Raw genomic sequence first — 13,374 nt, forward strand, 5'->3', positions numbered from 1 at the left:
ACCCGTGACCGCAGCCGTGCCTCCAAAGGCCTGCGCGGTGGGAGGAGCGCCCGGTCGGGGGGCGAAGCAGTCGCCTGCGCCCGGTCGCGCGACGGCGTCCCCCATGGGGACCTGTCCCGAAGACGTCCGGCCGCCGTTTCGTGCGCGCGGCGGCGGCTGGATCCTAAGGCGGCGCGCGGAACGATCGCCCCAAGCCAAGCGAGGCCTCGTATGCGACGGATTTTCTTCCTGATCCTGGCCTGTCTTGCGACGGCCCTGGCCGTGCCCAGGGGATTGCCCGGGGCTTCCCCCGGGAAAACCGGGCCCGACTGGCCGGTCGGGGCGACATTTTTGCCCAACGACCCCGGCTACAATCCCTGGGTCTGGCCGCTGCTGCGTTTTGCCGGCCGCCAGGGCACCTATGCCTGCGACATCCACATGGGCTTTTGCAACACCGACTATTTCTGCGCGGTCGTGCCGGGCAGTGGCGTGGATTTCGTCAAGAACCGGGGCGGCACCACCGCCGCCGGCGATGTGACGCGCCGGGTGTTCGAACTGCTTGACAGTCTGGCCACCGTGACGTCGCTGGCCATCCGCTACGGCGTGGGCAACATCTCGCCGGACGGCATCCGGGCGCTGTTGCCCCGGGCCGGGGCGGCCGCCCTGGTTATGGAGGGCAAGCGGCACGGCCACTGGGGCAACCCCGAAACCCACGCCAAGGTGCTCCAGCTTTCCGACGGCAAGGACGAGCACACCACCGTCCACGGTTCGCTCAACCTCCAGACCGTGGGGTTGACCTGCAAGGGCAACAACGCCCTGCGCTTCGTGGAGCGCCGGCCGGCCCTGTACGCCGCCTTTGCCGCCCTGGCCCGGGCGGCCGGCGCGGGCAGCGGCCTGGGGCTGTTTCCGGGCGGGCGGGGCGGCGCCGATTCGAGCGGCACGGACATGGCGCCCGTGCCCGTCGGCGACTACCTGGTGTCCTTCTACGCCGGCCGGGGCCAGGGCTTTGTCGGCGGCGGCCCGGCCACGTCCGGCCAGGCCTGGCCGCGCTACCTCAACGCCCCGTACGCCGGCCAGCACGACGACGGCGTGGTCAACTGGTACGACGCGGCGCTTTTCGATGCCGCCGCCCAGTTGCGCCTGGGCCGTGACGTGCGCCTGGACATCGCCGTCTTCGAGATCGGCCAGACGGCCTGGTTCGTGGAGAACCTGTTTCGCTTCGTGGAGGAGGGCTTTGCCGGTGGGCGGATCGAGGACCGCGCCAGTGACGTCCGCCTGGCCACGACCCGGCCGGGCCGGCTGTCCGTGCGTTTCCTGTGGCAGTTCCAAAGCGGCGGGGAGGCGGCCCGGACCGCCACGGCCGCCTTGCTGCGGGGGCCGTCCGCCATCCGCCGCACCGATCCGGCCACGGGCAACACCTACGCCCTGGAGATGGCCCGGGTCTGGCCGGTGCTCGACGCGGCGGGCATCGCCGTCAACCCGACCACGCCGCGCGACATGCACAACAAGTTCCTGCTCCTCGACGTGCCCGGCCACGAGGAGGCGCGGCGTATCTACGTGACCTCGTCGAACCTGGACACCCCTGGCCAGGGCAGCGGCCGGCTGTGGCAGGCCGGGACCATCGTCTCGGCCCGGCCGGGCAGCGGGGCCTGGAGCGGCGAAAAGGCCGCCGCGCGGCAGCTTTTCACCGCCTACCGGCACTATTTCGACCTGCTCTGGGACAGCCGCGAAGGCCAGCCCGGGGCCGGCCAGGTGGCGTTTTACGAGCGCCTTTCCCAGGAACATCTGGCCGGGGCCGTCAACTGGATCGAGACCGTGCCCGGCCAGGGCGATCCGGCCGCTGTGGCGCCCCGGGAGGGCATCGACGCTTTTTTCTTCCCCGTGCCCCTGGCCGGGCGCTGAAGGGCTGGCCAGGCGGCGCGGCCAGCCCTTGGGGAGGCTGCCCACGGTGCGGCGGGCTCACGCCGTGGTCGACCCGGTGAACGTGCCCGGGCCAAGGCCCCAGGCGCCGACCTTGCCCGGCACTTTTGAGCCCGCGTTGCCCTGGGCGCCGCCGGTGGCCGGCGAGGTGCCGTGGCCGTCGCAGGGCTGGATGCGGCAATGGTGCCCCGGCAGTGGAGGTGGAATCCCCAGGCACGGGACGCCCTACGGCATCGCTGAATGGTGCCCCGACTGTGGAGGTGAAACCCATGCGTGACCCGAAACGAATGTTTGGCCGCTGGCCGCTGCTGCTGCTGGTGGTGCTGGCCCTCCTGCCGCGCCCGCTCGCCGGGGAGTCCCGGGCCGACACACTCAACGCGCGGCTCGACGCGGTCGTGGCCCAGGCCGTGGCGGAAAACCGGATCGTCGGCGGCGTGGTCGTGGTGGCCCGGGACGGGCAGGTGGCCTACCGCAAGGCCTTCGGCCTGGCCGACCGGGAGGCCGGCCGGCCGGCCCGGCCGGACACCCTCTTCCGCCTGGCCTCCATGAGCAAGCCGCTGGTCAGTGCCGCCGCCCTGGCCCTGGCCGACCAGGGCCGGCTCTCCCTGGACGATCCGGTGACCCGGTGGCTGCCCTATTTCCAGGCCCGCCTGGCCGACGGCAGTCCGGCCACGATTACCGTGCGCCAACTGCTCACCCATACCGCCGGGCTGTCCTACGGCTTTCTCGAGCCGCCGGACGGGCCGCTGGCCCGGGCCGGCGTCTCGGACGGCCTGGACCGGCCGGGCATCAGCCTGGCCGAGAACCTGCGCCGGCTGGCCACGGTGCCGCTTTCTTTCCCGCCCGGCACGGATTGGGGCTATTCCCTGTCCATCGATGTCCTCGGCGCGGTGGTGGCCGCGGCCGGCGGCGGCGAGCTGCCCGAGGTGGTGGCCCGGGTGCTGACCGGGCCGCTGGGCATGGCCGACACGGCCTTCGTCGCGGCGAGCAGGGAACGGTTGTCCGTGCCCTACGCGGCCGGACCGGGCGGGCCGCACCGCATGGCCGATCCCGAGGTCATGGCCAACAAGGCCTCGGGCGTGCGCTTTTCCCCGTCCCGGGCCACGGACGCCCAGGCCTACCCCTCGGGCGGCGCGGGCCTGGTCGGCACGGCCGACGACTATCTGCGTTTCCTGGAGGCCGTGCGCCGCGACGGCGGCGGGGTGCTCGCCCCGCAGACCGCCCGGGCCATGACGGCCAACCAGATCGGCGACCTCCGACCGGCCCTGGCCGGCCACGGGCGCGGGTTCGGCTTCGGCGCCGCCGTGCTCGTCGAGCGGCAGGCCGGCCAGCCGGCAAACGTCGGGCAGTGGGCCTGGAGCGGCGTGTACGGCAGCCATTTCTTCCTGGACCGCCAGGCCGGCCTGTCCGTGGTGGTGCTGACCAACACCACCCCGGACGGCATGTCCGGGCGGTTTCCCGCCGAGATCGCCACGGCCGTCTACGCGGCGGACGCGACCCCCTGACGGCTCCGGTGCCGCATCGGCCCATCGCCCGGCGCTGTCCGCATGGCCGGCACAGGGCGCATGCGCCGGACGGTCTGTTGGTTCCTTGAGGTTCTTGCGAGACTTAAGATGTTGCGTTTTGCAACGTGATGCGCACGGAAATGGCCGCGGAACGTGTGTGGCGCGGTCTTTTTGCAGGAGAGCCGACTGGAATCGGCATGATTATTGCGTGTTGTGTTGCTGAAATTGCCTAAATATTGCTTTACACGAGGCAGGGATCGTGCTAGCCGTTTATACATCAAGAACCGTTTTTTGAAGATGTTATTCGCTAACATTTTAGCAATGAGGGAATATATGCGATTTCGTGACTTAAAAATCAAGGTGAAGATACTTGGAGGGGCCTTGGCACTCGTTGCCATTACAATTATATTTGGTATATTGTCTTATATCTATATAGGTAAAGTTTCTGGCGCGTTGGTTTTTATAACAGATATCGATGCAAAAGCCGTGGAATATGCGACAGGTGTTGAAAGAGCTGCTTTAGAAACGCGCTTGAGTTGGCGTATTTATATTACTGAGCAATCGGAATCCGTACGTAGTGATGTCGAAAAGCATCTGAAAACACTATACACGTATTTAGATAAGGTTGATGATATTGCAGGGAAGTATGGCCTCGGCTCGTTATTTGATCAGTCGAAAATAGCGCGCCGGGCGACAAAAGAATATGAAGATAAAATGAATGCCTGTGTTTCTGGGTTCAAGAACAACAAACTGGCCGTCGAGGAGATGATCAAGAACGGCAACATCGTTGGCGACGCGGCAAAGAAATTCCTGGAGATCCAGGTGGCCGATTATACCAAGGCCAAGAAAGGCGGGGCCGACGCGGCCGCCTTGGATCAGTATGTCCAACGGTACATCGTGACGACCAATATCTACGAAACGGCCCTCAAGATCATGCGGGCCGAGAAGGAAGAGGTGAACTACAGCGATCGAAAAGCCTACAAGCTCATGCAGCAGCTCCTGCCCGAGCTGATGAAGCTTTATGAAAAACTGGAAACCGTGACGACCGACGCCGAGCAATTGAAGCTCATCAAGGAGGCCGAGAAGGCCACCGAGGTTTACCAGAAGGCCGCCGAACGCTGGATCGCCACGGATGACAATCTCAAGGCGATCCTGCACGACATGCAATTGTTGGGCGAGAACGTCATCAAGCAGGCCCTGGCCGCCGAGGAGGCCGGATACAAGAAGCTCGACGAGGCCAAGGGCGCCGCCCAGCAACTGACGCAGCAGGCCAACACCATCATCGTCGTCACGGTGGCCGTCGCGGTCCTGTTGGGCCTGGTCATCGCCATCGGCCTCGCCTCGCTCATCAGCCGGCCCGTGGTCAAGGGCGTCGAATTCGCCACGGCCATCGCCGGCGGCGACTTCGGCCGCAACCTGGATATCGACCAGAAGGACGAGATCGGCGTCCTGGCCGAGGCCCTGCGCAAGATGGTGGCCACGCTCAAGACGAAGATCGAGGAGGCGGCCGTGGAAAGCCGCAACGCCACCGAGGAGGCCAGCAAGGCCAGGGTCGCCACCCAGGAGGCCGAGGCCGCCAAGCAGCAGGCCGAACGGGCCAAGGAGGAAGGCATGCTCCAGGCCGCGGACCGGCTGTCTTCCGTGGTCAGTGTCGTTTCCTCCGCCTCCGAGCAGCTTTCGGCCCAGATCGAGCAATCGAGCCACGGCGCCGAAGACCAGTCCAAGCGCCTGTCCGAGACCGCCACGGCCATGGAGGAAATGAACGCCACGGTGCTGGAAGTGGCCAAGAATGCCTCCCAGGCCACCGAAACGTCGGAAAAGGCCAAGAACAAGGCCCAGGAAGGCGCCAATATCGTCAATAAGGTCCTTGCCGGCATCGGCGAGGTCCAGCACCAGTCCCTGGAGCTCAAGGCGGACATGACCTCCCTGGGCAAGCAGGCCGAGGGCATCGGCCACGTCATGAACGTCATTTCCGACATCGCCGACCAGACGAACCTGCTGGCCTTAAACGCCGCCATCGAGGCCGCCCGGGCCGGCGAGGCCGGCCGCGGCTTCGCCGTGGTGGCCGACGAGGTCCGCAAGCTGGCCGAAAAGACCATGTCCGCCACCAAGGAGGTCGGCGAGGCCATCCAGCAGATCCAAAACGGTACCCGCAAGAACATCGACAATGTCGACCGGACCGTCCGAAAGATCGACGAAGCCACGGACCTGGCCCGCTCCTCGGGCGATGTGCTGACCGAGATCGTGCGCTTCGTTGACTTGAGCACGGATCAGGTGCATTCCATAGCCACGGCCTCCGAAGAGCAGTCCTCGGCCAGCGAGGAGATCAACCGCTCCGTCGAGGAGGTCAACCGTATCGCGGCCGAGACCCTGGACGCCTTGCGCCAGTCCGCCGACGCCGTTTCCGACATGGCCCAACAGGCCCAGGAGCTCGATGCCATGATCCTGGAAATGCAGGGCCAGTCCGGCCAGGCCGGCGCGGGCGTCGCCCTGCCCGCGGGCCGGCGGGCGATGGCTTTGCCCTCGCGGCCGGGATTGCCCGGTCGCAACAGGTAACAGGCGGGATTCCCATGGATGTCACCACGAGCCAGAGACTGGAAAACGAGCTGCTCCAACTCGTCACCTTCGCCATCGGCGAGGAGGAGTTCGGCATCGACATCCTCAAGGTGCAGGAAATCATCCGCATCATGGACATCACCAAGGTGCCGAATTCCCCGCCGCACGTGGAGGGCGTCATCAACCTGCGGGGCAAGGTGATCCCGGTCATCGATCTGCGCTGCCGCTTCGACATGGCCTCGCGTGACCACGACAGGCAGACCCGCATCATCGTCCTCGACCTGCACGGCACCACCGTCGGCTTCGTGGTGGATGCCGTCTCGGAGGTCCTGCGGCTGCAATCGGACACCGTGGAGCCGCCGCCCCCGGTGGTGTCGGGCATCGATTCCGAATACATCCGCGGCGTCGGCAAGCTGGAAAACCGCCTGCTGATCCTGCTCGACCTGGAAAAGCTCCTGCCGGAAGAGGAGCTCAGGCGTTAATCCCATGGGCCCCCGCTTTGCCGGGGGACCGCAACAGTGGGACTGGCGCGCCCCTGAAAACACGTTGGTGTTTGTTGAAAAAAGGTATTATTCTCGGGTGTTGTGTCGCAATGCGCTCAGTCCCGAGCGCGGGCGCGACACGAGCAGCCCGATGGGTCCTGCAACGAAGTGCCCGCCCTCCGGATGCCGGGAGGGCGGGCGCTTGTCTTTCGGGAGCGGTAGCCGCCAGCGCAGCCAGGGCTGCCGCACCCTTGGCCGGGCCAATCGGATCAGCTTGTCCCGCTTGGCCCATTTCTCATCCCACCCCGGCTGCCGCTCCCTTGGGCCGGGCCAATCGGATCAGCTGCCGCCCGGGCGGCCGCCCTGGGGCTGGGTGCACACGGCGTAGCCGACGTTGCAGTTGTTGATGCAGTTGGCCACCCCGGCGCACATCATGACGCAGCGCTGGTAGCTTTGCATGCAGCCGTTGGCGTCGCCGCCGGGCTGGGCCGGTTGCTGCATGGCGCCGGGCTGGGCTTGTGGCTGCATGGTGCCGGGCTGGGCCGGTTGCTGGCCGCCCTGGGGTTGCCGTTTGCCGCCCTGGCCAGCCTGGGGCGGTGTGCCCAACGGACCCTGCTGGGCCAACAGCACCGTGGTGTCGCCGGCCAGGGCCGGCGGGAGCGTGGACACGGCCGCCAGGAACAATGCGGCCGCCATGAAAACGAAGATGCGTGTTGCGGTTGCCATGGAAACCTCGCCGGTTGGGGTTGTGCCGTGTCGGGCGGGCCTCAGTCGAGGTAGCGCGAGGCGACCCAGCCTTCCAGGTTGCGGGTGAACGCCCAGACATGGGTCCAGTTGCCCTCGTGGGCCAGGACCTGCACCTGCTCGCCGCGACTGAGGCCCGTCACCACGCCGCACTGGGTGGTCGGGCAGGAGCGCAGGTTCAGGCCGTCGATGTTGACCACGGCGTAGACCGGGTCCGGCGGCACGACCACATCCACCGGCGCGGCCACGCAGCCGTAGCCCGGCGACCAGTAGTAGCCGGCCGGGCAGGGCGGCGGCGCCGCGTAATAGGCCGGACCGGCCGCGACCACGCAGCCCGAAAGCACGGCAACCACGCCCAACATCGCCAGCAAACACCAATTTTTTGCCGCCTTCATGAACGTTCCTCCCCCTTTGGTCCCGGCGGAAGTGCCGCGTGCGCCCCGGCCCTGCCGATGGCCGGGGCGGATGGGACCATGTTCCAAAGTAGCCTTTTTTCAGCGTCGGGGTCAACGTTCCCGCGCCGCGAGCCGGGCAAGCGCCTTTACAAGGCCCAGTCAAAAGGAGTAGATAACATCCTTTTTCCACCACCAGGGATTTCGCGCCCCAAGGATACCGCTATGCCCCAGCATTTCCTGACCATTCTGGATTTCAGCCGCGACGAGGCCTCCGCGATCCTCGACCGGGCCGCCGCCATGAAGGCCGCCGACTACCGCTGCGACCTGCTGGGCGGCAAGACCTGCATCCTTGTTTTCGAAAAGGCCTCCACCCGTACCCGCGTTTCCTTCGAGGTGGCCGTGCGCCACTTGGGCGGCTGGCCCATCTTCATGACCCAAAACGATTCCCAGCTCGGCCGCGACGAGCCCATCCGCGACACCGCCCGCGTGCTGTCGCGCTACGCCGACTGCCTCATCGTGCGCACCTTCGGCCACCACAAGCTCGAGGAACTGGCGGCAAACGGCTCCATCCCCGTGGTCAACGCCCTGTCCGACGAATACCATCCCTGCCAGATCATGGCCGACCTGCTCACCATGCGCGAGCAGTCCGGCTGCCTGGACGGGCTCACCGTGGCCTTTGTCGGCGACGGCAACAACATCGCCCATTCCCTTATCAACGCCGCCGCCCGTTTCCCCATCCGGGTGGTGGTGGCCGCGCCCAAGGGCTACGAGCCCGACCCGGCCATCGTGGACAAGGCGCGCGGCCAGGGTGCCGATGTCGCCGTGGTCAACGACCCGGTGGAGGCGGCCGCCGGCGCCAATTACCTGTATACCGACGTCTGGGCCTCCATGGGCCAGGAAGCCGAACGCGAAAAGCGGGCCAAGGCCTTTGCCGGTTTCCAGATCAACGACGGCCTGCTCGCCCTGGCCGCGCCCGGGGCCAAGGTGCTCCACTGCCTGCCGGCCCACCGGGGCGAGGAGATCACCGACGCCGTCATGGAAGGCCCGGCCTCCATCGTCTGGGACGAGGCCGAAAACCGCCTGCACGTCCAGAAGGCCATTCTGGAATGGATTTTTACCAAAGGCTAACCGCCCGTTCGATAAGGACATCGCCATGAGCAGCAACATCACGAAGGTCGTGCTGGCCTACTCCGGGGGCCTCGATACCTCGGTCATCCTCAAATGGATCAAGAAGACCTACGCCTGCGAGGTCATCACCGTCACCTGCGACCTGGGCCAGGAAGAGGAGCTCGAGGGCCTGGAGGACAAGGCCCTGCGCACCGGCGCCAGCAAAGCCTACATCGACGACCTGCGCGAGGAATTCGCCAAGGATTTCATCTTCCCCATGCTGCGGGCCGGGGCCGTCTACGAGGGCCGCTACCTGCTTGGCACCTCCATCGCCCGGCCGCTGATCGCCAAGCGCCTGGTCGAGGTGGCCCGGGCCGAGGGCGCCCAGGCCGTGGCCCACGGCGCCACCGGCAAGGGCAATGACCAGGTCCGCTTCGAACTGACCACGGGCGTGCTCGCCCCGGACCTGCGCACCATCGCCCCCTGGCGCGAATGGGATTTCGCCTCGCGCACCGACCTGCTCAATTTCGCCAAGGAAAACGGCATCCCCGTGCCCTCGGACAAGAAGGGCTCGGACCACAGCATGGACCGCAACCTCCTGCACTTGAGCTTCGAGGGCGGCGAACTGGAAGACCCCTGGAACGAGCCGAGCCAGGACACCTACCTGCTGACCGTGCCCGTGGAAAAAGCCCCGGACACCGCCGACGTCGTCACCATCGACTTCGAGCACGGCGATCCGGTGGCCGTTGACGGCGAGAAGCTCTCGCCTGCGGCGCTGATCAAAAAACTCAATACGCTCGGTGGCAAGCACGGCATCGGCCGCATCGACATGGTCGAAAACCGCTTCGTCGGCATGAAGTCCCGCGGCATCTACGAAACCCCGGGCGGCACCATCCTGCACGTCGCCAAGCGCGACCTGGAAGGCATTTGCCTCGACCGCGAAGTCATGCACCTGCGCGATTCGCTTATCCCGCGCTACGCCGAGATGGTCTACAACGGCTTCTGGTACGCCCCGGAACGCAAGGCCCTGCAGGCCATGATCGACGAAGCGTCCCGGCGTGTCACCGGCACCGTGCGCGTCAAACTGTACAAGGGCCAGGCCTATCCCCTGGGCCGCAAGTCGCCCAACAGCCTGTACAACCCCAAGCTCGCCACCTTCGAAAAGGACGAGGTCTACAACCAGGCCGACGCCACCGGGTTCATCCGGCTGGTCGGGCTGCGGTTGCGGGGTTTGGGCGAGTAGGGCGGCAAGGCAAGGCAAGGCAAGACAGACAAGAGAAGAATGCCTCCGGCGGCCAGGGCTCTGCCCTGGACCCGCCGGGAGGGGATGATCCCCTCCCGGACCCTCCCCGACGGGGCGGGCGGGGGTTGGGTCGGGACCGCCGGGCGGCGGGACGACGACCGGATTGTGGGCGCGATTTCGGGCAACCCGCAGGCCGCAAAGCCGGCCAGCACGTTGCCCGAAATCGCGCCCACAAGGTGCGCCAGCGGCGAAGCGCCGCAGGGGAAGAGGGGAGACCGTATCCCCCTTTGAGAGTTTTTTAGGGAGGGAGGGGGTCCAGGGGGAGGGAACCCCTTTTTTGCAAAAAAGGGGTTCCCTCCCCCTGGTTCCTCTCCTTTCCCGGAGGAAATCGATATGTCCACGAAAATGTGGGGTGGGCGGTTTGGCGAGGGGACGGGGGCCTTGATGGAGGCCTACAGCGAATCCGTTTCCTACGACCGCCGCATGTACCGCCAGGATATCGCCGGCTCCAAGGCCCACGCCAAGATGCTGGCCAAGCGCGGCGTGCTGGCGGGCGAAGAGGCCGAGCGCATCGTGGCCGGGCTCGACCAGGTCCTTGACGAGATCGAGGCCGGGGCGTTTCCCTGGCGCATGGAATTCGAAGACGTTCACATGAACGTGGAGCAGCGCCTGACCGAACTCATCGGGCCCCTTGGCGGCAAGCTCCACACCGGGCGCAGCCGCAACGACCAGGTGGCACTGGATTTTCGCCTCTACGTGGCCGAGAGCCTGGAGACCTGGGGCCGCCTGGCCCGGGAACTCATCGGCGTTTTCATGGCCCGGGCCGAGGAACACAAGGACACGCTCCTGCCCGGCTGCACCCACCTCCAGCCGGCCCAGCCCGTGAGCCTGGCCCAGCACCTTTTGGCCTACGCCTGGATGCTGCGGCGCGACTGCGAACGCATGGACGATGCGCTGCGGCGCGTGAAGGTCTCGCCCCTGGGCGCGGCCGCCCTGGCCGGCACGACCTATCCCCTCGACCCGGGGGCCGTGGCCCGCTCGGTCGGCTTCAGCCACGCCTTCGCCAACAGCATGGACGCCGTTTCCGACCGCGATTTCGTGTTGGAAGCCCTCTTTATCGCCTCGGTGGTCATGGCCCATTTGAGCCGTTTTTGCGAGGAGATCATCCTGTGGGCCAACCCGCGTTTCGGCTTCGTGGCCTTGCCCGACACCTACGCTACCGGGTCGAGCATCATGCCGCAGAAAAAGAACCCCGATGCCGCCGAGCTCATGCGCGGCCGGGTGGGGCGGGTCTACGGCGACTTGATGGGCCTGCTCACGGTGGTCAAGGGCTTGCCGTTGACCTACAATCGCGATCTCCAGGAAGACAAGGAGCCGCTTTTCGACGCCGACGACACCGTGCGGGCGAGCCTTCGGGTGATGGCCGGCATGCTCAGGGGGCTTGTCTTCCGGCCCGAGCGCATGCGCCAGGCGCTGTCGCAGGGCTACCTGAACGCCACCGAGCTGGCCGATTACCTGGCGGCCAAGGGCGTGCCCTTTCGTGAGGCCCACCACATCACCGGCCGGGCGGTGGCCTACGCCGAATCGGCGGGCAAGCCCCTTGAGCAATTGACGCTTGAGGAATTGTGTGTATTTTTTCCGGCCATGGAGCAGGATGTTTTCGAGGCGCTGCGGTATGAAACCGCCGTGGCCAGACGCAACGGACCCGGCGGCACGGGTCCCGAATCCGTGACCATCCAGATGGCGGACCTTTCCCGATGGCTTCAAAAACGCTAAATCTCCAGCTGTCTTGTCTTTCGGCCATAAGCGGCATCATCGACAAGGCGCTGGACCTCGAACAGTCGCTCCAGGATATCCTGCGCATCCTGGCCGAACAGCTTTCCATGAAACGGGCCACCATCACCCTGGTCGACCGCTCCACGGGCAAGCTCGTCATCAGCGTTTCCCAGGGGCTGTCGGCCGAGGAAAAAAGCCGGGGCGTCTACGGCCTGGACGAGGGGGTGACCGGGCTCATCTTCCAGACCGCCAAGCCCTACGTGGTGCCGGACATCCGCGAGGAACCGCTGTTCCTCGACAAGACCCAGTCGCGCAAGATCGAGCGCGACCGCATCTCCTTCGTCGGCGTGCCCATTTTGCTCAACGGCCAGCCCATCGGCGTATTGAACGTCGACCGGCTGTTCGGCGACGAGGTGGACTACGAGGAGGACGTGGCCTTCTTGACCGTCGTGGCCACGCTGATTGCCCAGTTCATGAGCCTCAACCAGAAGTACGAGGCCAAGGTCGCCAACCTCAAGCGCGAAAACGTCTCGCTTAAGTACAAGTTGTCCCAGGAAACCCAGGGGCTGTACATCGTCGGCAAGAGCCTGGCCATGCAGGATGTCCAGCGCCAGATCGAGAAGGTCGCGCCGACAAGGGCCACGGTGCTGCTTTTAGGCGAATCCGGCACCGGCAAGACGCTCATTGGCCGCATCATCCACGACCTGTCCGAGCGCAAGGATTTTCCCTTCATCAAGGTCAACTGCGCCTCGATCCCGGAAAACCTCCTGGAGTCCGAACTGTTCGGCTACGAAAAGGGCGCCTTCACCGGCGCGGACCAGACCAAGCCCGGCCGGTTCGAGGAAGCCAACAAGGGGACGCTGTTCCTCGACGAGATCGGCGAGCTGCCTCTGGGCCTGCAAGCCAAACTCCTGCGCGTGCTCCAGGACAAGGAATTCGAGCGCCTGGGCAGCAACAAGACCCGCCAGGCCGACGTGCGCATCATCGCCGCCACCAACAAGGACCTGGCCACCCTGGCCGAGGAGGGTTCCTTTCGGCCCGACCTCTACTACCGCCTCAACGTCTTTCCCCTCAACGCCCCGCCCCTTCGCGAGCGCAAGGAAGACATCCCCTCGCTGATCATCCACTTCCTCAACAAGGTCTCCAAGGAATACGCGCGAAAGCTGACCTTCTCCACCGAGGCCCTGGCCGTGCTCAAGGAGTACGACTGGCCGGGCAACGTCCGGGAGATGGAGAACCTGGTCGAGCGGCTGGTGATCCTGGCCGAAAACGAGCGCATCGACGCCGACCTCATCCGCCCCTACCTGACCATCGCGTCGCGCGAGGACGCCTATGCCGGGGACGGCGAGGAAGGCGAGGGCGCGCCGTCGCTCAAGAGCCTGGAAAAATCCGTCATCATCGACGCGCTGCGCCGCAGCGGCGGCATCCAGCACAAGGCCGCCAGGGAACTGGGCATCACCCCCCGCCAGATGGGCTACCGGGTGAAAAAGTTCAATCTCGAATCCCTGGTCGCCGTGCAGCGCGTCAAAAGCCGCTAGCCTTCGGGCCATCCGGGGCCTGGCCGCCGGGTACACGCCTTTTGACGCCATTTCGGCCGGCTGGGGCCGTGCCGGCCCTCCCGGGGAGGGCCGGCGCGCAAACCCCTTGCGAACCGGGCCGAAACGGCT

General features: G+C 66.2%; 10 protein-coding genes. 8 read left to right on the forward strand and 2 right to left on the reverse strand.

The window, feature by feature from the left end:
* Positions 1-210: 210 nt before the first annotated feature.
* The 4 genes from ACP59X_RS09530 (at position 211) to ACP59X_RS09545 (ending at position 6,442) form a co-directional block, all read left to right on the forward strand.
* Positions 211-1,881 carry a hypothetical protein gene (locus ACP59X_RS09530; RefSeq protein ID WP_428568495.1) on the forward strand — a complete coding sequence of 557 codons (1,671 nt, stop codon included), beginning with the start codon at positions 211-213 and terminating at the stop codon, positions 1,879-1,881.
* 287 nt (positions 1,882-2,168) lie between these two features.
* The gene (locus ACP59X_RS09535; RefSeq protein ID WP_428568498.1) at positions 2,169-3,404 is read left to right on the forward strand and encodes a serine hydrolase domain-containing protein; all 1,236 of its coding nucleotides are present in this window, start codon (positions 2,169-2,171) and stop codon (positions 3,402-3,404) included.
* A 333-nt stretch (positions 3,405-3,737) separates the two neighbouring features.
* Positions 3,738-5,960 carry a HAMP domain-containing methyl-accepting chemotaxis protein gene (locus tag ACP59X_RS09540; protein ID WP_428568501.1) on the forward strand — a complete coding sequence of 741 codons (2,223 nt, stop codon included), beginning with the start codon at positions 3,738-3,740 and terminating at the stop codon, positions 5,958-5,960.
* 14 nt (positions 5,961-5,974) lie between these two features.
* Positions 5,975-6,442 carry a chemotaxis protein CheW gene (locus ACP59X_RS09545; RefSeq protein ID WP_428568504.1) on the forward strand — a complete coding sequence of 156 codons (468 nt, stop codon included), beginning with the start codon at positions 5,975-5,977 and terminating at the stop codon, positions 6,440-6,442.
* Between the two features lie 339 nt (positions 6,443-6,781).
* Here ACP59X_RS09545 and ACP59X_RS09550 read toward each other — a convergent pair whose 3' ends face one another.
* Entirely contained in the window at positions 6,782-7,168 is a 387-nt protein-coding gene (locus tag ACP59X_RS09550; protein WP_428568508.1) for a hypothetical protein, read from the reverse strand.
* Positions 7,169-7,209: 41 nt separating this feature from the next.
* Positions 7,210-7,581: an SH3 domain-containing protein gene (locus tag ACP59X_RS09555; RefSeq protein WP_428568511.1), complete on the reverse strand. Its 372-nt coding sequence runs from the start codon at positions 7,579-7,581 to the stop codon at positions 7,210-7,212.
* A 222-nt stretch (positions 7,582-7,803) separates the two neighbouring features.
* Between ACP59X_RS09555 and argF the strand changes: the two genes are divergently transcribed.
* The 4 genes from argF to ACP59X_RS09575 all read left to right on the forward strand — a co-directional run bounded on the left by argF (position 7,804) and on the right by ACP59X_RS09575 (position 13,245).
* Positions 7,804-8,709 (forward strand): ornithine carbamoyltransferase, encoded by a 906-nt coding sequence (argF, locus tag ACP59X_RS09560; protein WP_428568514.1) that lies wholly within the window; start codon positions 7,804-7,806, stop codon positions 8,707-8,709.
* A gap of 25 nt (positions 8,710-8,734) precedes the next feature.
* Positions 8,735-9,931 carry an argininosuccinate synthase gene (locus ACP59X_RS09565; RefSeq protein WP_428568517.1) on the forward strand — a complete coding sequence of 399 codons (1,197 nt, stop codon included), beginning with the start codon at positions 8,735-8,737 and terminating at the stop codon, positions 9,929-9,931.
* 393 nt (positions 9,932-10,324) lie between these two features.
* Positions 10,325-11,707, forward strand: a complete 1,383-nt coding sequence (argH, locus tag ACP59X_RS09570; RefSeq protein ID WP_428568520.1) for an argininosuccinate lyase — start codon at positions 10,325-10,327, stop codon at positions 11,705-11,707.
* Positions 11,689-13,245, forward strand: coding sequence for a sigma 54-interacting transcriptional regulator (locus tag ACP59X_RS09575; RefSeq protein WP_428568523.1), 1,557 nt, complete (start codon positions 11,689-11,691; stop codon positions 13,243-13,245). The genes argH and ACP59X_RS09575 overlap by 19 nt, the downstream gene beginning before the upstream one ends.
* Positions 13,246-13,374 lie beyond the last annotated feature (129 nt).

Source organism: Solidesulfovibrio sp. DCME (assembly GCF_049995385.1).
GTDB lineage: Bacteria > Desulfobacterota > Desulfovibrionia > Desulfovibrionales > Desulfovibrionaceae > Solidesulfovibrio.

Excerpts from the sequence above, each read along its gene's own strand:
- ACP59X_RS09530 (WP_428568495.1), top strand. The coding sequence starts at position 211 with ATGCGACGGATTTTCTTCCTGATCCTGGCCTGTCTTGCGACGGCCCTG.
- ACP59X_RS09535 (WP_428568498.1), top strand. The coding sequence starts at position 2,169 with ATGCGTGACCCGAAACGAATGTTTGGCCGCTGGCCGCTGCTGCTGCTG.
- ACP59X_RS09540 (WP_428568501.1), top strand. The coding sequence starts at position 3,738 with ATGCGATTTCGTGACTTAAAAATCAAGGTGAAGATACTTGGAGGGGCC.
- ACP59X_RS09545 (WP_428568504.1), top strand. The coding sequence starts at position 5,975 with ATGGATGTCACCACGAGCCAGAGACTGGAAAACGAGCTGCTCCAACTC.
- ACP59X_RS09550 (WP_428568508.1), bottom strand. The coding sequence starts at position 7,168 with ATGGCAACCGCAACACGCATCTTCGTTTTCATGGCGGCCGCATTGTTC.
- ACP59X_RS09555 (WP_428568511.1), bottom strand. The coding sequence starts at position 7,581 with ATGAAGGCGGCAAAAAATTGGTGTTTGCTGGCGATGTTGGGCGTGGTT.
- argF (WP_428568514.1), top strand. The coding sequence starts at position 7,804 with ATGCCCCAGCATTTCCTGACCATTCTGGATTTCAGCCGCGACGAGGCC.
- ACP59X_RS09565 (WP_428568517.1), top strand. The coding sequence starts at position 8,735 with ATGAGCAGCAACATCACGAAGGTCGTGCTGGCCTACTCCGGGGGCCTC.
- argH (WP_428568520.1), top strand. The coding sequence starts at position 10,325 with ATGTCCACGAAAATGTGGGGTGGGCGGTTTGGCGAGGGGACGGGGGCC.
- ACP59X_RS09575 (WP_428568523.1), top strand. The coding sequence starts at position 11,689 with ATGGCTTCAAAAACGCTAAATCTCCAGCTGTCTTGTCTTTCGGCCATA.